Consider the following 20,983-nt stretch of genomic DNA (forward strand, 5'->3'; position numbering starts at 1 on the left):
TTCCTCCACTCACCACCCCCCGATGTGGAGGGTCCGCACATGCCGCGCCCGTTGCCCCCGCCGTCCACCCCGCCGGTACCACTGGCGGATCTCCTCGCCCGTACGGACCTGGGCCTGCGCCAGCTCGCCGGCCCGCGCGAGGGCGTCGCCATCCACTGGGTCCACACCTCCGAGATGGCCGACCCGGTCCCGTACCTCCTGGGCGGCGAGATGCTGCTGACGGCGGGGATGCATCTGGCGAAGGTGACGGGCGGGGCGGACGAGGCGGGCGCGACGGGACCGGGCCGGGCGGGCGCGTCAGACGAGGCAGGCGCGACGGGACCGGGCCCGGCGGGCGCGGCGGACGTCACGGCATCGGGCCCGGCAGACGCCGCCGGTCCGGACCCCGCGGAACCGGCCCCGGCGGCACCGGCCCCCGCCGCACCCACCGCGGCGACCTCCCCACCCGCTGCCCTCGACTCCTATCTCGACGGCTACGTCGCCCGTACCGTCGCGGCCGGTGCCGCCGCCCTCGGCTTCGGGATCGCGCCGGTGCACGACACCGTGCCCGCCGCCCTGGTGGCGGCCTGCGACCGGCACGGGCTGCCGCTCGTCGAGGTCCCGGTGGGCACCCCGTTCACCGCCGTGGAGAGCGCCGTATGGCAGGCCGTGACGGAGGCCAGACACCGCGAGCTGACCCGGCTCAGCGAGGCCCAGCGCGCCCTGGCCGCGGCCGCCGCCCGCCCCGACCCGGCATCCGCCGTACTGCGCGCCCTCGCCCGCCATGTGCACGGCTGGACCGCGCTGCTCGCCCCGGACGGCGCGGAACACGGCACCGCCGGCCCCCGCCCCGACGCTCCCGTACGGGCCGCGGCCGGGCGTCTCGCCCGGGTCCTCGGCGCGGGCGGACCGTCCTCCGCCACCGACACCCTCCCCGGCACCTCGCTGTCCGCCTACGCCCTGACCGGCCGCGGCCCCGGCCGCCAGGCACTCGCCCTCGTGGTCGCCGCGAACCCGCACGACCCGCCCGCGCACGCCATCGCGGGCGTCGCCGCCGTACTCCTCGCCCTGATCACCGGCCCCGCCACCGCCCATGGCCCGGCCGCCGCCGAGCACTCCGCGGCCCTGGTCCGGCTGCTCCTCGGCGCCCGCCCCGCCGACGTCGCCCCGCTCCTGGGCGCGCCCCTCTGGACCGTCGTACACGCCGAACGCCGCCGGGACACCACGGAGTCGACGGCCTCACTGGCCGCCGCCCTGGGCACCTCCCTCGTCGCCCCGGGTGCCGCCGCCGAACTCCCCGCCGCCTCTGGGGCGCCCCCCGCCACCAAGTCGACGGCCCGCACCGAGGCGGTCACGGCCCCGGGCGCCGCCCCCGCTCTCCGCGCCCTGATCCCCGCCGGCCAGGAGGTCACCGCGCACCCCGGCTGGACACTCGGCGTCAGCGAACCCGCCCCGGTCGCCGAACTCGCGACCGCCGACCGGCATGCCGCCGCCGCGCTGCGCCGCGCCCTGGCCGGCCGCACCGCTCTCGTCCGCCATCGCACCCCCGGCCCCCACAGCATCACCTCCCTCGTCGCCCCCACGGATGCCCGGCAGCACGCCCAGGCTCTGCTCGCCCCGCTGGCCGACTCCCCGCCCCTCCTCGCCACACTCCACAACTGGCTCTCCCTGCACGGCAGTTGGGACCGCACCGCCACCGCCCTCGGCATCCACCGCAACACCGTCCGCCAGCGCATCACCCGTATCGCCGGCCTCCTCGACACCGACCTGGACGACCCCGACGTCCGTATGGAGCTGTGGTTCGCCCTCCGCTCCCTCGACCGGGACGCCTCACGGACCTGACGCCCTGCGGGCCCGACGCCTCACGGACCTGATGCCTCACGGACCTGGCGCCTCACGCATCCGATGGCCCGCCCCGACTCCCGCACGACCGGGTTCGTCACGGCGGGACCGCACGGCCAAACCGGGCGCATGCCACACCTCCTGACGTACCCCCCCCAACCCAGGCCCACCCGGCGATACGTGCCCCCTCCATCAGTGACACCCTTGTGACAGCACACTCCTTGAGGCGGCACGGGCATACCCCACTAGACTCGTTGAAAGTTGTGCGGTCACGACGACGCTTCCAGGGAACGGGGGACGCCATGGCAGGAGACGGGCTACAGGCCGACATTCCGTCACTGAAGTCCGGCGGCAAGGACTTCACCAGCGTCGGCCAGCGCTATCAGGGCGCGGTGACCAAGCTGAAGAGCGCGCTGACCGGCCTGGAGGGCAAGGACACCCCGCCGTGGGGCGATGACGAGATCGGCGAGAAGTTCGGCGTGGTCTACGAGGGTCTGCGCGACGGCATGTACGAATCCATGGGGCATCTGGCCGCAAAGCTCCAGGAGATCGGCGGCGCCCTGACCACCATGGGCGACAACCACCAGGCCGACGAGGACTTCAACGACTCCCTGATGAAGCAGCACATCGCCAACGCCGAGGCGGAGAGCCAGCAGATCGTCACCCTCAAGTCGCCCCACGTCTGACGCTTCATCAACTGACCTGCGTCGCCACATTTGTGATCAAGCTTTACCGTTTTCCGGGGGATTGCCGCCATGTCGCTCATGCTTCCTGACTGGCTCGAGTGGGTACTCGAGATGCTCGGCTACGACTGGCCGACGGGCGACGAGGACAAGATGAACGACTCCGCCACGGCGTGGCGGGAGTTCGCGAATGCTGTCGAGCAGTTGCAGTCCGAGGGCGTCACCGCGGCGGGCAATGTGGTGTCGGCCAACTCCGGCGACAGCATCGACGGCTTCAGCAAGACCTGGGAGAAGTACTCCGGCAACGGCTCCGGATACCTCGACGACGCCCGTAGCGCCGCCGAACTCATCGCGTTCGCGCTGGACGCCGGCTCCGGGGTCATCATCGGGATGAAAGTCGCGGTGATCGCCCAGTTGGCGATCCTCGCGGCAGAGATCATCGCGGCTCAAGCGGCCGCGCCCTTCACGTTCGGCCTCTCCGAAATCGGCGCGGCCGCGGCCACCCAGGCCACCCGGCTGATCGTGCGCCGCATCCTGAAGGAAGCGCGTGAGGCGCTGGTCGAGGCGATCGTCGAGACGGTCAAGGAGCCGGCCGTCTCGGCGCTGGAGGCGATGGTCTCCGACGCCATCGCGCAGGGCATGAACATGCACTTCGGGGCGCAGAACGGCTTCGACGTCGGCCGCAGCGCCAAGACCGGCGCCGAGGCGGGCGTGGAGGCGCTCAAGAACTCCGGCCAGACCTTCGCCGAGTCCCTGCGCGACGGGGCGGGCAGCCGAGCGGGCCACCATGCCCGCAACGGTCTGGAGCACGCCGCCGGACGGGGCGGGAGCGAGGACGGCAGCGAGGACAGCGGCGGGAACGACGGGGGCGGCAGCGAGTCCACGGGTTCCGGCAGCGGGTCCGGCAGCGGCAACAGCAACAGCGGCAACAGCAGTGGTGACGGCGGAGGATCCGGCAGCGCGTCGGGGTCCGGAAGCGATTCCGGCAGCGGCTCGGGGTCCGGGTCGGACGGGAGCGGGTCGGGGTCCGGGTCGGGGTCGGGGTCGGGGTCGGGAAGTGACTCAGGTGCCGGCAGTGGGTCCGGTTCCGACGGCGGCGGGACCGGCACGGACAGTACGTCCGGGTCGGGATCCGGGTCAGGGTCAGGGTCAGGGTCGAACGGGAGCGGATCGGGCAACGGCTCCGACTCCGGCGGCCCTTCGCACTCCCCCCGCCCGGGCGATACATCCCCGAACAGCGGTTCCGGCAGCGGCCCCGCCACCACCTCCGACAGCGGCACCCCGGGCCCGGACGGCAACCGTGCCACCCCCGAGTCCCAGCCCCTGCCGCCCCCGGACCAGCGCACCGCCTTCGACGAGGGCTACACGGGCGGCAACAACCACAACCCGTACGGGAACTCCCCCACCCCCGACTCGGGCGGCCCCACCCCGGACGCCTCCCGCCCGGACTCGGTCAGCACCCAGCCAGCCCCCGACAACACCCCGGACTCGGCACGTCCGCACGCGGACTCCGGCAGCACCCAGCCGACACCTGGCCCGTCCGTCCACCCGGACGCCGGCCCGACCCCCGACTCGGGGTCAGCCCCGTCCCCCGGCCCGTCCCCGGACTCCGGTCCGTCCCCGGACCAGGGCTCGTCGCCCCAGTCCAACTCGCCCACCCCGGACGGCCCCTCCCACCCCGACGCGGCACAGTCGCCGCAGCAGTCCCCGCAGTCCCCGCAGCAGTCGTCGCCCTCCCCCGACCCGGTATCCGGGAATCCGCCCGGCGACGGCGCCGCATCGCACGGCGACAACAGCAGCAACGGCTCCTCCAACGGCGACAGTTCCCAGAGCGGTACCGGCGGCGGACGGCCCTCCACACCCCACGTGGGCGTGCCCTCCCAGGGCGCTCCGGTACAGCACTCCGGCTCGTCCGGCCCGCCCGTCGGGCAGCGGGACCCGGCCCCCGGCGACCCGATGCCGCATGTCCGCGAGGACGACGACACCACGGTCACCACGCAGTCCGCCGACACGCTGACGGCTCCCGCGCCGACCGCGCACACGACGGACACCGGCACGCCGTCCACGCCCCAGCAGTCCCCCCAGAACACCCCGCAGACCTCCGGCCCGGTGATGGGCATGCCGACCGCCGTGCCCTCCCAGGGCGGCCCGGCCACCCCCAACTCAGGCGCCCCACACGGCGGCACACCCTCCAACGGGAACACCCCCGGGCCCACCAACCGCCGCCCCGACGGCTCCCAGGCGATCCGCGACGTCACCCAGCAGCGCCGCCCCGAACCCCCGCCGTATAACCCGCGCCTCGACGGCCCGCGCCCCAACACCACCGCCCCGGGCCCGAACCGCCGCGCCGACGGCTCCCAGATCATCCACGACGCCACCCAACAGCGCCGCCCCGAACCACCCCCTTACAACCCACGCCTCGACGGCCCCCGCCCGGACCAGAACCAGCAGCCCCCACACGACCAGCAGTCCGGCCGCCCGCCCCAGAACCAGAACCAGGCACCCCAGCAGAACCAGCAGGGCCCCCGCCCGGAGCAGACACGTCCGGACCAGCAGGGCCCGCGCGCGGACCAGAACCAGCCGCACCCGGACCAGACGCAGCCGGTCCGCCCCGACCAGACCAACCCGCAGTCGTCCCCCCAGAACCAGCAGGGCCCGCGCCCGGATCAGAATCAGCCGCACCCGGACCAGACCCAGCCCGTACGGCCCGACCAGCAGCACCCCCAGAACCAGCGTCCGGACACGCCACGCCCCGACGCCTCGCGCCCTGACCAGTCACATCCGCGCTCGGACGCCACCCGCCCGGACGACCCGCGCAACCCCCAGAACGGGCGCCCGGACCCCCGTCAGCAGCGCCCCGACCAGGCCCCGCCGCGCCCGGACACCGCCCGGCCCGACGCCACCCGTCCGGACACCGCGCGTCCGGACAGCACCCAGCGTCCTCCGCAGCAGCAACCGCACGACCCGAACCAGCAGCGTCCGCAGCAACAGCAGCCGACGCAGCAGCAGCCGCCTCGTGCGGACCCGCGCCAGCCGCAGCCGGACCGTCCGGACCCCCGTCAGCAGCCGACGCTCCAGAGCCACCAGCCTCAGTCGCAGCCGCCGAGCCAGCAGCACCCGCAGCAGCAACAAAACCCGCAGCAACAGAACCAGCCTCAAAACCAACAGCAGCAGCCGCACCAGCAGCCGCAGCACCAAGGCCCGACGCAGCACCACCACCAGAACCAGCAGCCCCAGCACCAGCAGCCGGCGCACCAACAGCAACAGCCCGCGACGCCCAGCAACCCCCCGCGGCCGAGCCACAGCGACGTCCGGGCGAGCCTCAACCACCAGCCCAGCGGGCTGTATTCACCGTTCCCGCACGACCAGCAGGCGCTGGAGAACCAGTTCCCGCGTAATCCGGACGGCAGCCCGCAGCGTCATGCGGACCCCTTCCAGCCCTGGTCCCAGCTCCAGAACGACGGCGGCCCGAGCGTCCCCGGCCGCTCCAACAACTGCGCCGACTGCACCCGCTCGTTCATGGAGTCCTGGTACGGCAACCCGCAGGTCTCGGCACCCCGTACCTACGACAACGACGGCCACGGCGGGCTGGACCGGGTCAGCGGTGAGCGCGACGGCACCAACAACATTCAGAACTGGGCCGGCACCAACTTCCGCCACTCCGGCCAGAACGCCCAGGACAGCTACCAGCACATCGCCGACGAACTCCGTCAGTCCGGCCACGGCTCGGCGGCCGCCGTCCTCGTCACCTGGCCCAGGAACCCCGACGGCTCCGGCGGCGGCGCCCACGTCTTCAACGCCGTCAACCACAACGGCCGGGTCGTCTGGGTCGACAGCCAGACCGGCGAGATCAGCCAACAGCCCATCCACACCCACGCCGACGGCGTCTGGCACCTGACCCTGGACGCCGACCGCAAGCCCTTCGACCCCGCAGCCGCCCAGCAGCAGGGCCAGGGGCAGAGCCAAGGCCAGGGGCAAAACCAGGGCCAAGGCCAGCACCAGAACCCCCAGACCCAGCAGCCTGGCCCGCACCAGTCCCAGAACCAGGGCTGGCCCCAGCAGCAGAACCCGCAACAACACCCGCAGAACGCCCCCGGCCCCCACCCCGCCGGCACCCCCGGGGACGGCACCACGTCCGACGCCCCCTCCGGCAGCCCGGATCACCACTCCCCGACCGATCCGTCGCCGTCCCACCGGCCCCCGGACCACGGCAACCCGAACAACGGGACCCCGAACGACCGGACTCCGGACAACGGAACCCCGCACCACCAGCCCCCCACCCAGCACACCGCCGAGAACCCGGCAGGGGCCGGCAACCCGGCAAACGCCGACACCCCACGAGGCACCGACACCCCCGCAGACGCCAACAACCCCCATCCACCACCCCCGTCCCCCGAGAACCCATCCGGCCTGGACAACCCCCACCCTCCCTCCGACCCGTCGGGCACCAAGCGGCCCGCCGAGGACGACATCCAGGAGGGCGACTCCAAGCATCCGCGTACGGACATGGAGATCGACAGCCCGGAGCCCGAGGGCGGGCACGAGGACGATCACTCTTCGCCGTCCCCGATGGACATCGACGGACCGGAGCAGCAGACCGATTCGGACCCCCAATCGGCGGAGAACACCCGGGAAGCGCGCAACTCCGATCTGCCCGAGCCCGAGCGGACCACGGACCACCACGCGTCCCTGCCCGCGGACTCGGAGCAGCAGGGAATCCGCATCGACCCGGACCACCCCGACGCGCCCCATCCGCACCCCGTTTACCGCATCGGGCTCGATCCGGTCCACGACCGCATGCAGCACTGGGCGAACGACGGAAGCCTCGCCGATCTGCTCCAGCGGGCCGCCGACCGGAAGGCCGCCGCCGACGCCGCCCGGGCGAACAACAAGCAGGACGGCAAGGACCCGGTCGAGATTCCGCCGACGGCCTTCACCGAGCGGGAACTGCGCGAGGTGCTCGGCGAGGACTTCGCCGACATGAACGACGGCCAGCGGGGTGCCGTCGTGGCCACGCTCGCCCGGATGAGCCAGGCGTTCCACGAGGACAACGGCGTGGGCCAGAGCCCGCAGCGGGCCACCGACGGCGAGAACCCGTACCACGGCGCCCCGCCCCGTAAGAAGGACGGGAAGCCCGACCCCATCGAGCAGAACGAGGTCTCCGCCGGTGCCCACTCCCGTGAGCAGTCGAAGCCCGCGGGGTCGTGGCCGCAGGAGTACCGGGAGCCCGGCACGCCGGAGCACCAGGCGCTGACCGATCTCCGCGACGCGCGCCGTCCCAATCTGGCCGACCGCGACCTGACCACCGCGCACGTCAACCAGATGCTGCGCGAGGCGGGTTCCACCCGGCCCGACTTCACCGGCAAGAACTACGCGGTGATCGAGGTCGTCGACAGCGACGGGAACAGCACCTACGTCGTCGACTCCTCCATTCCGGCCGGAAACTCGGGTTACACCCCGCGGCACTCCGAACGGCATCTGCTGGAGTGGGTGGAGCGGCTCAACAAGAGCCAGACGGCCAGCGGCCAGGGCACGTACGACATCGCCGGTCTGTACACCGAACGCGAGCCGTGCGGCGAGGGGCTGGGGCACGCCCACTGCACCACGGAGATCCAGAAGCGCCCGCCGTTCCCGATCTACTACAGCACGACCTACCGGACCGACCCGGACGGCCAGCCTGCCCGTGACGTGGAACGTGCCCGCCTCCTGCAGGAACGCAAGGACCTCCTGGCGAGCATGGACGGCCAGTCGGAGGCCGCCCAGAAGGCGGCCCTGCGCAAGGCGGGGCTGTCCGACTCCAAGATCGATGAGCGGGTGAAGGAGCACCGGCAGCCCAGGGAACAGATCATGGACGAGGAGATGGACGATCACCTGCGGAAGATGGGCCGTATGTGGGCGTCCACCCGCATGCATATGCTGCCGAAGCCGAAGCCGTAGTCGAGGAGAGCAGCGATGAGCAGTAACACCCCGGTGCTGGAGGCCGTTTCCGCGCAGGCGGCGGCCGATCGGCTGCTGCGGTGGTGGCAGGACACCTCCGATCCGCTGGCGCCGGGGGGCTGGCTGAGCCTGGTCGGCGAGGGTGCGGCGGACGGCGGGCAGGTGCTGCGGGAGGTGGGCGCGCAGGTCGCGTCGAGCGTCCTGGTCGATGCCACGGAGCGCACCGCGGAGGAGCTGCTCGGGGAGGTGCTGGCGGCGCTGGGGCTGGAGTCCCGGCGCTACGGCGGCCGCAGGTGGATCTCCGAGGTGCGGGCCCTCCCGGAACGGCGGCTGGTGCTGCTCACGCAGGTGCACCGGATGGGCCGTACCCGTCGTTCGTACGAGGCGGAGCGGCTGCTGACCGGAACGCTGAAGGCACTGTGCGCGCGCACCGGGCTTCAGGTGATCGCCCAGGTGGATGCGCCCGCTCTGCTGCGCTCCGGCGACGCCGGCCTCCGGCTGGAGCCGGCCGGAGCGGACCCGGCGCCCGCCCCGCCGGCCTGGCCGGACGAGGTGCGGGCGCTGGCGCTCGCCGAGCCGCGCACGGTGCCGCCGCGCGCCTGGGCGGCGCTCGTGGCGGGCTTGCGCGCGGACGACGACCACCCGGTCACCGAGGACGCGCTCCAGGCCGTGCTGGCCGAGCACGACCGGTGGCTGGAGCGGCGCGAGGACGGTGTCGGCTTCGTCGACGAGGCGGTGGCCGAGTCGCTGCGGCGCGAGACCGCCCCGGAAACCGTCACCCGGGTGAACCGCCATATGACGGCCTGGCTGCGGACGCTGGCCCCGGAACTCGCCCACCCCGACGGCTGGGCGGCGGGCGGAGCGCTCGGCAGGTACGCGGCCGCGGGGCTGGCCATGCACGCGGCGCAGGCCGACCACGAGCAGAAGTGGACCACGCAGACTCTCGACGAACTGGTCGCCCGGGGCGAGCTGGTGGCCCATCTGCCGCAGACCGCCCTGCTCGATGCCGCGCGCTGCGCACACTACGGCGGCATCGGCGGCAACAGCGCCGCGGCGGACGCCGCGTACCTCTGGGACTACGGGGTGGTCCCAGCCACCCAGACCGCCTGGGCCGCCTGGCTGCACCTGATGGCGACCGCCCGCAGCGACGAGGACTTCGTGACCGGACTCCTCGCCTCGGGGATCCGCCTCCCGTGGAAGGCGGTGTGGACCCGCTGGCGTCCGCCGGGCGGTTTCCACGCGTCGTTCCTGGCGCCGGGCGTGGTCGGCGAGACGGCCGAGGTCCGCTGGCACGGCCGGCCCGCCGTGGCCGCGCTCGGCACACCGGAGGTGGACGTCACCATCTGGGACGCGCACACCGGCGAACCGCTCGCCGGCCCCTGGCCGGAGGACTCCGTCGTCCCGGAGGACGCCCACACCGCCCTGACCCGGCCGGACGAGTCGGGCACCGGTGACGCGATCACCACGCTCGACGCACTCGAAGCCGCCGTCCCCGGCACCGGCATGGCACACCCGAGCCTGCTCTCCGCTCCGGTACTGACCGTGGGCGAACTGGCCATCCTGGGCGGCCCCGGCGGCCTCTTCGCCCTGTCCCCCGCCAAGGGCTGGGAGGAGACGGCCGGCACCCCCGGCCGCGCCCCGCTCACCGGACCGTACGCGGCGGCGGGCCCGACCACCCCGCAGCACGCCACACCCCCCGGCACGGCGGACCTGCGCGCCGTAGTGGGCGAGGACGCCTTCCGCCCCGTCAAGGAGGACCACCTGCCGGCGGGCCTGGAGGAGGACGGCGCCCGCGAGCTGCTGACCGGCCTCGGCATCCCCGCCTTCGACGAGAGCGGCCTGCGCCTCGCCCCCGACGACGACACCTTCCTCACCGAATTCACCTGGCCGGACGACGCGGCCGAAGCCCCCGAAACCGAGGGGCCGTTCTTCCACCTCGGCCGCTGGATGGGCGCCGACCTGGTCCTGGACGGAACCGGCGGCGAGGTCTTCCGGGTGGGCGACGAGGACGACCCGGTCGACGGCGCCCTGGTGGCGTCCTCCCTGGAGAACTTCCTCGCCATGACCGCCCAGTGGCTGATCGGCCTGCGCATCTCCGCGACGGTCGACAACAGCGACGAACAGTACGCCCTGCGCCAGCACGTCAGCGGCGAACTCTGGATGCTCGACGACACCGGCTCGGAGTCCGCCGCCTGGATGTACATCTTCGAGAACGACTGACGGGGCGGGGCCCCTCACCCCGCCACTCCCATCCGCTGCGTGCCGACGACCGACAGCAGTCGCAGTGCCTCTTCCGACGGCGAGCCGGGGGCGGCGGTGTACAGGAAGACTCGCTGGTCCCGGTCGGCGATGTCCAGGACGTCGCAGTTGACGGACACGGGGCCGACGAGGGGGTGCGCGAAGGTCTTGCAGAGGGTGGGCCGGTCGGTCACGTCGTGGGCGGCCCAGAGCCGGGCGAACTCCGCACTGCCGTCCAGGAGTTCGGCGACCAGGCCGGTCACCTCCGGGGCGTTGGGGTAGCGGGCCGCGGCGGCGCGCAGGTGCTGGGTCGCGGTCCGGGCGAACGCGTCCGCGTCCGAGACGCCGTACAGCCGCCGGCCGTTCCGGTACGGGCCGAGGAAGGCACGTCGGATGAGGTTCCGGTCCCGGCGCGACAGGTCGGAGAAGTCCTCCATCAGGGCAGCGGCCAGGTCGTTCCAGGCGATGACCTCATACGTCGCCGACACCACGAGCGCCGCGGCCTCCGGCAACCGGCGCAGCAGGTCCACGATGCTCTGCCGTATCTCCCGCGAGGGCCCGGGCGGCGGTCCGGGCGGGGCACCGGCGAGGTGGTGCAGATGGTCGCGCTCGGCGTCCGACAGGCGCAGCGCGCGGGCGAGTTGGGCCAGCACCTCACGGGAGGGGTGGGGAGCGCGGGCCTGCTCCAGGCGGGCGTAGTACTCGGTCGAGATGAACGCCAGCTGCGCCACCTCCTCGCGGCGCAGTCCCGGGGTACGGCGGCGCTGCCCGGCGGGCAGCCCCACGTCGGCGGGGGTGATGCGCTCGCGTCTGCTGCGCAGGAAGCCGGCCAGTTCTCGTCGATCCATCTCCCCAGTGTGTGCGGCGCCGAGGTGCCCTGCCAGGTACTGCCGGTGCCTGGATGTGCCGGGCCGCCGGAAGCAGGCTCGTCGTCATGAACCAGACACCGATCATGTCCACCACGACCTCGGGCCTGCTCTCCGGCAAGGTCGCCTTCATCACCGGTGCCGGCCGCGGCATCGGCGCGGCAGCAGCGCGCCTCTTCGCCCGGGAGGGCGCCCGGGTACTTCTCACGGCCCGCACGGAGTCCCAGCTCAAGGCGGTGACCGAGGAGATCCGGGCGGCCGGCGGCACCGCGGACTACGTGGTGTGCGATCTGACCGACCCGGCCGGCGTCCGGGCCGCCGTCAACCGGTCCGTGGAGCTGTACGGCCGGCTGGACGTGGCCTTCAACAACGGCGCGACGGGCCAGCCGCCCGGCCCGATGGATGAGCTGTCGGAGGCCGACTTCGACCGTGTCTGCGCCGTCAACCTCAAGGGCCCGTGGCTGGCCATGACCGCCGAGATCGCCGCCATCCGTGCCACCGCGGGGCGCGGAGCCCTCGTCAACACCTCCAGCGTCGGCAGCCTGATGGCCAACCCCGCGCTGCCCGCGTACGGCGCGGCGAAGGGGGCGATCAACAGCCTCACCGCGTCGGCAGCCGCCACGTACGGCCCGGAGGGGATCCGCGTCAACGCCATCGCGCCCGGCACGACGCTCACCGAGATGCTGTACGACTGGGACGCGGAGTCCCCCGGCACGATCGAGCAGCTCAACGCCCGGACCCCGCTGGGCCGCGCCGCCGATCCGGACGAGATCGCCCAGGCCGCCGCCTGGCTCCTGAGCGACCGCTCCTCCTACGTCACCGGCACGGTCCTCCGGGTCGACGGCGGCATGCGGGCCTGAGCCGGAACGGGGGTGTGCGCAGGGCGCCGGGCCCCCGCCGCGCTCCCACCGCGCGGGACACCGCCGCCCCTGCCACGCCCGTCTGCCCCTACTCCCCCTGGCGGGAGGCCGCGATCTGCCGCGACATGATCGTCGTCAGCTCGTACGCGGTGTGCGAGGCGGCGACGGCGGTGATCTCCGCGTGGTCGTACGCGGGCGCGACCTCGACGACGTCCGCCGAGACCAGGTTGCAGGACGCGAGCCCGCGCAGGATCTCCAGGAGCTCGCGGGAGGTCATGCCGCCCGCCTCCGGCGTACCGGTGCCCGGGGCGTGCGCCGGGTCCAGCACGTCGATGTCGATGGAGATGTACAGCGGACGGTCACCGATGCGCTGGCGCAGCTGGTCGGCGACCTCGTCCACCCCGCGCCGCATGACATCCGCCGAGGTGACGATGCCGAAGCCCATCTTCTCGTCCTCGTCGAGGTCCTTCTTGCCGTAGAGCGGACCGCGGGTGCCGACGTGGGAGAGCGCGGAGGTGTCGAGGATGCCTTCCTCGACGGCGCGGCGGAACGGGGTGCCGTGGGTGTATTCGGCGCCGAAGTACGTGTCCCAGGTGTCCAGGTGCGCGTCGAAGTGCAGCAGCGCGACCGGGCCGTGCTTCTTGGCGACCGAGCGGAGGAGGGGCAGGGCGATGGTGTGGTCGCCGCCGAGCGTCATCATCCGGGCGCCGCCGGCGAGCAGGTCGTCGGCCGCGGCCTCGACCGTCTCCACGGCCTCGTTGATGTTGAACGGGTTCGCGGCGATGTCACCGGCGTCGGCGACCTGGGCGAGCGCGAACGGCGACGCGTCCTGGGCCGGGTTGTACGGCCGCAGCAGCCGGGACGCCTCACGGATGGCGTTGCCGCCGAAGCGGGCCCCGGGGCGGTAGGAGACACCGGTGTCGAAGGGGACACCGACGACGGCCACATCGGCCCGGCCGCCGACCTCGTCGAGGCGGGGCAGGCGGGCGAACGTCGCGGGCCCGGCGTAGCGCGGGACACGGGAGGAGTCGACGGGGCCCACGGGCCCGTTGGATGCGCTGGCTGCGGTGGTCATGACCGTGAGGGTAGGGAGCGCCGGGCGCCGGGCCCATGGACATGTGCGTCACCGGGGCCGGGAGCGTTCGACATTTTGTCCAGGCTGGCGACGGCAGGGCGCTGACCAGGCATTCCTGGCTCCCGCGGCACGCCGCCACCCTCTCCGCAGGACGCCGCCACCTGTCCGCAGGGCGGTGCGCCCGCTCCGGCATCCGCACCCCGGTGTCCGGGCTGCGGAACTCCCCGGCCCCGGAACAGGTGTACGGGCACAATGGGCGCTATGCCGATAGCCTCCGCAGCCGCTGCCCCCTCACGCGCCGAACTCGTCGATCATCTCGTCCGGACCCGGATCGCCGGTGAGGTCGCCACCCCCCGCGAGAACAACCTCTCCCACTACCGCAGGCTCGCCAACGGCGAACGCCACTACTGGTTCGGCCTGGAGTTCGGCGACCGGTGGGTGGACGAGCAGGACGTGCTGGCCGTGATGGCGGAGCGCTGCGGCGTCGTCGACGACCCGCACCACCGGCAGGGGCAGGACACCATCGACCCGGAGCTGACGATCGACGCGCTGGACCGCACCGCCGCGGTGCTGCGCAAGGCGGCCGCCGGGCAGCACCGGGTGCTGTTCGCGACCGGCCACCCGGGCGGCCTTCTCGATGTGCACCGGGCGACCGCCGAGGCACTGCGCGTGGCGGGCTGCGAGATCGTCGTCATCCCGGACGGGCTGCGGGCGGACGACGGCATGGTCTTCCAGTTCGCCGACGTGGCGATGCTGGAGCGCGGTGCGACGCTCTGGCACACCCACTCCCCCGAGCCGATGGCCGCCGTCCTGGACGGCCTGGAGCGCGAGGGCCGCCCGCTGCCGGACCTGGTGATGGCCGACCACGGCTGGGCGGGCTGCGCGGGCCAGCGCGGTATCGACGCGGTGGGCTTCGCCGACTGCAACGACCCGGCCCTCTTCCTCGCCGAGGCCGAAGGCACCCTCCAGGTCACGATCCCCCTGGACGACCACGTCCTGAGCCCCCGCCACTACGACCCGCTGACCGCGTATCTGCTGGAGGCGGCGGGGCTGCGCTGAGGGGGCGCCCCCTGGGGGCCGCCGCGGCCCCGTGTCCTACGCGCCGCCGGGCCCGTCGAGAAGGCGCATCAACACGGCAGCCTCCGCACGGAGCCGCGCGGCCCGGTCGGCATGCGCCGGCGCACTCAACTGCGCGGCGGCCTCCAGCCGTTCGTCCGCCTCGGCACGTACGACCTCCACCACCCGCCGCTCACTCAGCTCACACCGCGCCACCTCGGTGACACCAACGCCCACCGGCGCCTGCTCAATGGCCACACCCCGAAGCCCGGCCTCCCCCACGGGAACCGCCTCAGCGTTGTCCAGCACGGCCAGCGTCGCCCGCAGCACACTCACCGCGACCTTGTCCCGGGCACGCATCGCTTCGGGCAACGCCTGACGCATACGAAGTCGCAAAGACATGCGGTGACTTTATGGCGGCGGCCTGGCGCCCACAACGCGATATACGTGGGCGACCGCTGAGGCCGGCCGCCCGACACCCCGGGCCTCGCGCTGCCGCTCTCCACAGCTGTGGACGACGGACGCGAGGTGTTTCCGGCGCTCCCCTACGAGTGGAAGGCAGTGAAGAAATGGGCGAGTTCCCTGATTTCCCCACAGCCGCCGTTGTCGCCGCCGAAGCGGCCTGCGGCATTCCGGTCGAACTGGAGGAGATCTCCTACCGGCGTGGCGCGGCGGTGTGGAAGGCAACCGGCCCAGAGGGGGCAGTGGCGGTCAAGACCGGCGACGGCGAGGGTGCGGCCGTCACTCAGCGGGAGGCGGCGGTCCTCAAGGCGATCGGTTGGCCCGGCTACCTGCTGGCCTCCGGCGGGGACGAGGGTGTTGCCTGGCTGGTGACCCCATGGTTCGCGGGGCCGTCGACCTGGCACGCCTTCGCTCCTGTGCGGGGTGCGGCGGACGGGAAGTCCGGCGCACTGGTGGCCTCCGTGGACCTGTGCCGGGCCGTGGCCGCGCTCCACTCCTCCGGCTGGATCCACGCCGACCTCCAGCCGTCTCACGGCATCCACACCGACCATGGCGTACGGCTGATCGACTGCTCCTGGTCCTGGCGCACAGGTACGGAACCGGCCGCCGGTTTCCGCGGTGGCCTCACCCACCTGGTGGCGCCGGAACTGGCCGCGTCCATCGAAGCCGGCCGCCGACCGGTCACCCCGAGCGTTGCCGCCGACGTGTACGCCCTCGCCGGAACGTTATGGACCTGCCTCACCGGCCGCTGGCCACTGGACTACGCCGCGGCCGGGATCGAGCCCGTCCGGCTCACCCCGGCAGAAATCCGCGTGCGCATCGCAAGCCGCTGCGTCCCCCTCGACACCGCGGCCCCCTGGCCGGCGTTCCAGGACATCCTGCGACCGGTCCTCCTCGGCAGGGCGAATGACCGGCCGACGGCCGCCGAACTCGCCGAATCCCTGGCGAAGGTGGCCGGGTGATCGAGCTGCGGAATCTCACGACCCGCTTCACAAGTGCAGCTGGCATGAAGCGGATCGTGAGGTTGTGAAGCCAGATTTGAGACCCTTCATTGCTGCCCGCCGGCCGATCAGTTCATCTCTTGATGGCCGGATAGATGCCCCGCCTCGGCCGGGCCCTCCTCCAGCCCGGGGCGGGCGGTGCGGCGGGCGTCTGCCGACGACGGGACATGGGCTGCTGTGGCTCCTCACCGGCTCAGCCGCGCACCCCTGCTCTCCGCGACACGACGCACATCCCGCAGCACAGCACTCAACTGCTCACCCAGATAACGGAGTTGCCGATCCGTCGCCCTACCGTCCCCGAGCAGGTCGGCCGCGTGATCGAGCAGCCGGTCCGCCAGATCGAGCTGCACGTCCTCGATACGGTCCGCGACACGGGAGAAGCCGCTCTCACCCCTGCCGTCGCTCACAAGGAAGCAGGTCTTTCCATCAGGACTCACCCACGACAGCAGGCGCGTGGTCTGCGACTCACTCATCGCACCGCCACCTCCACCCCCAGGACGCGCATACGAGGAAATCGACGTTGCCGCGAAAGGCACACAGACACGGGGAACCACCGCCTTGCTCCTTGGTTGCACTAAAATTGAGACCGTATCGCTATTCACGAAAAGCAGCAAGGTAGCCGGAGGGTGGTTGCCTTCAGGGGTCGCTTACCGTGTAGGCAAAGGGTTGAGATCACCTGTCGCCAGGAGGACGCGTGGGTACCAGCGAGTGGGTCAGCACCTCGATGCCGTATCTGACGCCCCGCGAGAAAGGGCAGTCTGATGCCTGGAACGCGGAGACCGCCGCCCGTGGCCGCCGTGGCAGCCAACGCATCGTTCACGCAGGGGAGATCGCGGCACCGCCCGAGATCGCGGAACTTCTGGGAATCGCGGAGGGCGAGAACGTCGTCGTACGCCGTCGCGTGATGTATCTCGACGACGCGCCCTGCGAACTGACCGACACCTACTACCCCGTCCACATCGCACAGGGGACCCGCCTGGCCGGGACCGCCAAGATTCCCGGCGGCGCGATCTCGCTCCTCGCTGACCTCGGGCACGTCGGCGCACGGGTCCAGGAGGACGTCGTCGCCCGGATGCCCAGCCGCGAGGAACGCGAAGCGCTGCGGACCGGTGACGACGAACCGGTGCTTCAGTTGACACGGGTCACGCTGGACGCACACGACAAGCCGATCCAGGTCGACAGGATGGCGATGCCCGGACGCCTTCAGCGGCTGCGCTACGAGATCAAGATCGGATGACTGTGCCGAGAACCGAAGACGACGCGTACGACCGCCGTTCCCTGCACGAACGGATCGCCGCCGACCTACGCGACGAGATCATGAGCGGTGACCTGGAACCGGGCGCGAAACTGCCGTCCACGACGCACCTCAAGACACGGTTCGACGCTTCCGTGCAGAAGGCGCTCCAACTTCTCAAGGACGAACGCCTCGTCGTGGGTCGCGCCGGAGCGGCGGTGACTGTACGGGAACACCGGCAGCAGACCATGCGGCCCGCTTCCTTCATGGCACCTGTCGGCCCCGGCGAGCAGTACCGCTGGCTCACCGAGGCGACGAAGCGCGGAGGCCGGGCGCACAGCGCGCTGCTGGAGGTCACCGAGGCCACGCCGCCCAGTGATGCCGCAGCGGCCCTGAATCTCCCGGAAGGCGGAACGGCACTGCTCCGCCGCCAGATTCTCCTGGTCGACGACGAACCGGTCGAACTGGTCAAGTCCTACTACCCGTTGGACATCGCCCGCGGTACCGCGATGACGGAACGCCGCAGGATCAAGGGCGGTACGCCCACTCTCCTGGCCGAGCTGGGTCACCCGCCCCGCCTCAGCGTCGACCGGGTCTCCGCCCGCGTACCCACTCAGGAGCAGTACGAGGCCCTCCGCCTTCCCAGCAGCCTGCCCGTCCTCCGGACCCTGCGAGTGGTCTACACGGACGACGAACGGCCCATCGAGGTCACCATCATGGTCAAGGCGGGCCATCTCCATGAACTCCAATACGAGTTCACGCCAGAGTGAGGCCCGCGACGACCTGCGTGTTGAGTGGGACGAGCGTGCCCGCCATTGCCGAGGGCGGCCGGCGTGGCCGGCGGGTGCCGCACGGCGAGGACGTCTAACCCCGCGGCACCCGGATAACCCCCTCCTGAATCACCGACACCGCCAGCTGCCCCTCCGCCGTGAAGATGCGGCCCTTGCCGAGGCCGCGGCCGCTTTGGGCGGTGGGGGACTCCTGGTCGTACAGGAGCCATTCGTCGGCGCGCAGGGGGCGGTGGAACCACATCGCGTGGTCCAGGCTGGCGCCGACGACGTCGCCCACCGCCCAGCCGCCGCGGCCGTGGGCGAGCAGGATCGAGTCCAGCAGGGTCATGTCGGAGACGTAGGTGACCAGGCAGATGTCCAGCAGGGGGCGGGGGATGGCGCTGTCGTCGTCGAGCTTGCCCTGGGTGCGGAACCAGACCTGGGAGCGGGGCTCGCGGGGTTCGCCGACGGTGACGTAGGGCGGCTCGTCGACGTACCGCAGGTCGATCGCGGCGCGGGCCTCCAGGAGGCGTTCGGCGACGTCGGGGGCGAGGAAGCGCTCGGCGTGCCGGGGCAGCATCTCGGCGGCGGTGGGCAGCTCCAGCGGGTCCGGTGCCGGCGGCATCGGCTCCTGGTGCTCCAGCCCTTCCTCGGCCGTCTGGAAGGAGGCGGAGAGGTGGAAGACCGGCTGGCCGTGCTGGACGGCGACGACCCGGCGGGTGGTGAAGGAGCGGCCGTCGCGGATGCGGTCGACGGTGTAGACGATGGGCGCGCCGGGGTCTCCCGGGCGCAGGAAGTACGCGTGCAGGGAGTGCGGCGGCCGGTCGGCGGGGACCGTGCGCCCGGCCGCGACCAGGGCCTGGGCGGCGACCTGGCCGCCGAAGACCCGGGGTACGACCGAGGCGCGGCTCTCGCCCCGGAAGATGTCCTGCTCGATCCGCTCCAGTGCGAGCAGATCGAGCAGGGACCGGAGTGCGTCGTTCACGTGCGCGGGGCCCTTGCGGCCTAGAGGCCCATGGACTTGGCGATGATGGACTTCATGACCTCGCTGGTGCCGCCGTAGATGCGGTTGACGCGGTTGTCCGCGTAGAGGCGGGCGATCGGGTACTCGTTCATGAAGCCGTAGCCGCCGTGCAGCTGGAGGCAGCGGTCGATGACGCGGTGCGCGACCTCGGTGCAGAACAGCTTGGCGGAGGCGGCCTCGGCCGGGGTCAGCTCGCCGGCGTCCAGCGCTTCGAGCGCGCGGTCGGCGACGGCCTCGGCGGCGTCCACCTCGGCCTGGCAGGCGGCCAGTTCGAACTTGGTGTTCTGGAAGGAGGCGACCGTCTTGCCGAAGATCGTGCGCTCCTGCACGTACTCCTTGGCGAACCGGACGGCGGCCTTGGCCTGGGCGTACGCGCCGAAGGCGATGCCCCAGCGCTCGGAGGCGAGGTTCAGGCCCAGGTAGGCGAAGCCCTTGTTCTCCTCGCCCAGCAGGTCCTCGACCGGGACCTTGACGTCGACGAAGGCCAGCTCGGCGGTGTCGGAGATCTTCAGGCCGAGCTTGTCCAGCTTGCGGCCGACGGAGTAGCCGGCGGACTTGGCGTCCACGGCGAAGAGCGAGATGCCGAAGCGGCGGTCGTCCTCACGGGGGGCCGCGGTGCGGGCGCAGACGATGACGCGGTCGGCGTGCACCCCGCCGGTGATGAAGGTCTTGGCACCGTTGAGGACGTAGTGCGTGCCGTCCTCCGACAGCTTCGCGGTGGACTTCATGCCGGCGAGGTCGGAGCCGGTGCCCGGCTCGGTCATCGCCAGCGCCCACATCTCCTCGCCGCTGACGAACTTCGGCAGGAAGCGCTTCTTCTGCTCGTCGGTGGCGAGCATCTGGATGTACGGGAGGCCGAGCAGCACATGCACGCCGGAGCCGCCGAAGGTGACGCCCGCGCGGGAGGTCTCCTCGTAGATCACGGCCTCGAACTTGTGCGAGTCGATGCCGGCGCCGCCGTACTCCTCGGGCACGCGGATACCGAAGACGCCCAGCTCGGCGAGCTTGTAGTAGAAGTCGCGCGGGGCCTGACCGGCGGCGAACCATTCGTCGTGGACCGGGACGACCTCGGCCTCGATGAAGGCGCGTATGGTCTCGCGGAACGCCTCATGATCCTCGTTGAACACCGTACGGCGCATTGCTACGTCGCCTCCTCCAGGTCGCCGGTCCAAGCGCATGGCTAAGCGCTTGCTCAGCGAAAGCTACCGGCCAGTTACCTAAGCTGTCCAGAGGTCAACGAAAATCCGTGCGAGCCGGCGGACCTGCCCCTAGGCGCCCGGCGCCGACGCCGCCACCGGCTCCCCGGCCTCCGGCTCCCCCGCCACCGCGCCGAACGCGCCCAGCGCGAGCCGGTGCAGCAGCTCCGCCATCTCCGTACGGCCCGGCAGGGCACCCGGGCGGCCGAGGTGCGGGGTGGAGTTGAGCAGGCCGAAGACGGCGTGCACCGCGGCGCGGGCCCGGGACTCGGAGGGGCCCGGGTGGACCCGGCGGACGACCTCCACCCACAGCTCCACGTACTGCCGCTGGAGCTGACGGACCCGCTTGCGGTCGGCCTCCCGCAGCCGGTCCAGCTCCCGGTCGTGCAGGGTGATCAGCGGCCGGTCGTCCAGCGCGAAGTCGATATGGCCGTCGATCAGCGCGTCCAGCACCGCCTCGGGGCTGCCGCCGCCCTCCGCGACCCGCATCCGGCCGCCCGCGAGCAGCCGCTCGCTGATCCCGACCAGCAGCTCGGCGAGCATCGCGTCCTTGCCGGCGAAGTGCCGGTAGAGGCCCGGACCGGAGATGCCCACGGCCGCCCCTATCTCGTCCACGCCGACGCCGTGGAAGCCGCGCTCCGCGAAGAGCCGGGCGGCCTCCTTGAGGATCTGCTCGCGGCGGCTGGTCGGGGTGGCGGGCTGCGCATTACTCATGCCGTCGATTGTAGACAGCCGGGTTAGTGCTCGTTAACCTGAAGGC

16 protein-coding genes are annotated in these 20,983 nt (G+C 72.4%); 9 read left to right on the forward strand and 7 right to left on the reverse strand.

Annotated features, from left to right (window positions below; genetic code table 11):
• Positions 1 to 39 precede the first annotated feature (39 nt).
• The 4 genes from CP981_RS14180 to CP981_RS14195 all read left to right on the forward strand — a co-directional run bounded on the left by CP981_RS14180 (position 40) and on the right by CP981_RS14195 (position 10,661).
• Entirely contained in the window at positions 40 to 1,821 is a 1,782-nt protein-coding gene (locus tag CP981_RS14180) for a PucR family transcriptional regulator ligand-binding domain-containing protein (protein WP_085928384.1), read from the forward strand.
• Between the two features lie 302 nt (positions 1,822 to 2,123).
• A complete protein-coding gene (locus CP981_RS14185) occupies positions 2,124 to 2,507 on the forward strand; it encodes a hypothetical protein (protein WP_085928383.1) in 384 nt (127 codons plus the stop codon).
• A gap of 69 nt (positions 2,508 to 2,576) precedes the next feature.
• The gene (locus tag CP981_RS39155; protein ID WP_150522339.1) at positions 2,577 to 8,441 is read left to right on the forward strand and encodes a toxin glutamine deamidase domain-containing protein; all 5,865 of its coding nucleotides are present in this window, start codon (positions 2,577 to 2,579) and stop codon (positions 8,439 to 8,441) included.
• A gap of 15 nt (positions 8,442 to 8,456) precedes the next feature.
• On the forward strand, positions 8,457 to 10,661 hold the full coding sequence (locus CP981_RS14195) for an SUKH-4 family immunity protein (protein ID WP_085928381.1): 2,205 nt from the start codon (positions 8,457 to 8,459) through the stop codon (positions 10,659 to 10,661).
• Positions 10,662 to 10,675: 14 nt separating this feature from the next.
• On the opposite strand, the gene CP981_RS14200 is transcribed toward CP981_RS14195, so the two are convergent.
• Positions 10,676 to 11,527 carry a helix-turn-helix transcriptional regulator gene (locus tag CP981_RS14200; RefSeq protein ID WP_085928380.1) on the reverse strand — a complete coding sequence of 284 codons (852 nt, stop codon included), beginning with the start codon at positions 11,525 to 11,527 and terminating at the stop codon, positions 10,676 to 10,678.
• A gap of 53 nt (positions 11,528 to 11,580) precedes the next feature.
• On the opposite strand from CP981_RS14200, the gene CP981_RS14205 reads away from it, so the two are divergent.
• The gene (locus tag CP981_RS14205) at positions 11,581 to 12,405 is read left to right on the forward strand and encodes an SDR family NAD(P)-dependent oxidoreductase (protein ID WP_107429610.1); all 825 of its coding nucleotides are present in this window, start codon (positions 11,581 to 11,583) and stop codon (positions 12,403 to 12,405) included.
• A gap of 88 nt (positions 12,406 to 12,493) precedes the next feature.
• Here CP981_RS14205 and speB read toward each other — a convergent pair whose 3' ends face one another.
• The gene (speB, locus tag CP981_RS14210) at positions 12,494 to 13,480 is read right to left on the reverse strand and encodes an agmatinase (RefSeq protein ID WP_085928378.1); all 987 of its coding nucleotides are present in this window, start codon (positions 13,478 to 13,480) and stop codon (positions 12,494 to 12,496) included.
• 261 nt (positions 13,481 to 13,741) lie between these two features.
• On the opposite strand from speB, the gene CP981_RS14215 reads away from it, so the two are divergent.
• Positions 13,742 to 14,539: a phosphatase gene (locus CP981_RS14215; protein ID WP_085928377.1), complete on the forward strand. Its 798-nt coding sequence runs from the start codon at positions 13,742 to 13,744 to the stop codon at positions 14,537 to 14,539.
• Between the two features lie 36 nt (positions 14,540 to 14,575).
• On the opposite strand, the gene CP981_RS14220 is transcribed toward CP981_RS14215, so the two are convergent.
• Positions 14,576 to 14,896 carry a hypothetical protein gene (locus tag CP981_RS14220; protein ID WP_085928386.1) on the reverse strand — a complete coding sequence of 107 codons (321 nt, stop codon included), beginning with the start codon at positions 14,894 to 14,896 and terminating at the stop codon, positions 14,576 to 14,578.
• A gap of 209 nt (positions 14,897 to 15,105) precedes the next feature.
• On the opposite strand from CP981_RS14220, the gene CP981_RS14225 reads away from it, so the two are divergent.
• On the forward strand, positions 15,106 to 15,960 hold the full coding sequence (locus CP981_RS14225; RefSeq protein WP_085928376.1) for a serine/threonine-protein kinase: 855 nt from the start codon (positions 15,106 to 15,108) through the stop codon (positions 15,958 to 15,960).
• 224 nt (positions 15,961 to 16,184) lie between these two features.
• Here the strand turns inward: CP981_RS14225 and CP981_RS14230 are convergent, their stop codons facing one another.
• Complete coding sequence (locus tag CP981_RS14230; RefSeq protein ID WP_085928375.1) at positions 16,185 to 16,472, reverse strand: hypothetical protein; 288 nt, start codon at positions 16,470 to 16,472, stop codon at positions 16,185 to 16,187.
• Positions 16,473 to 16,693: 221 nt separating this feature from the next.
• Between CP981_RS14230 and CP981_RS14235 the strand changes: the two genes are divergently transcribed.
• Together CP981_RS14235 and CP981_RS14240 are read left to right on the forward strand one after the other, a co-directional pair.
• On the forward strand, positions 16,694 to 17,236 hold the full coding sequence (locus CP981_RS14235; protein ID WP_085928374.1) for a GntR family transcriptional regulator: 543 nt from the start codon (positions 16,694 to 16,696) through the stop codon (positions 17,234 to 17,236).
• The gene (locus tag CP981_RS14240) at positions 17,233 to 18,003 is read left to right on the forward strand and encodes a GntR family transcriptional regulator (RefSeq protein WP_150522340.1); all 771 of its coding nucleotides are present in this window, start codon (positions 17,233 to 17,235) and stop codon (positions 18,001 to 18,003) included. Before CP981_RS14235 ends, CP981_RS14240 begins: the two co-directional genes overlap by 4 nt.
• Before the next feature lie 94 nt (positions 18,004 to 18,097).
• Here CP981_RS14240 and CP981_RS14245 read toward each other — a convergent pair whose 3' ends face one another.
• The 3 genes from CP981_RS14245 to CP981_RS14255 form a co-directional block, all read right to left on the reverse strand.
• Positions 18,098 to 18,988, reverse strand: coding sequence for an acyl-CoA thioesterase (locus CP981_RS14245; RefSeq protein WP_085928372.1), 891 nt, complete (start codon positions 18,986 to 18,988; stop codon positions 18,098 to 18,100).
• 20 nt (positions 18,989 to 19,008) lie between these two features.
• Positions 19,009 to 20,166: an acyl-CoA dehydrogenase family protein gene (locus CP981_RS14250; protein WP_085928371.1), complete on the reverse strand. Its 1,158-nt coding sequence runs from the start codon at positions 20,164 to 20,166 to the stop codon at positions 19,009 to 19,011.
• Positions 20,167 to 20,295: 129 nt separating this feature from the next.
• On the reverse strand, positions 20,296 to 20,937 hold the full coding sequence (locus tag CP981_RS14255) for an SACE_7040 family transcriptional regulator (protein WP_085928370.1): 642 nt from the start codon (positions 20,935 to 20,937) through the stop codon (positions 20,296 to 20,298).
• Positions 20,938 to 20,983 lie beyond the last annotated feature (46 nt).

The organism is Streptomyces platensis, from assembly GCF_008704855.1.
In the GTDB taxonomy this organism is placed as follows: domain Bacteria; phylum Actinomycetota; class Actinomycetes; order Streptomycetales; family Streptomycetaceae; genus Streptomyces; species Streptomyces platensis.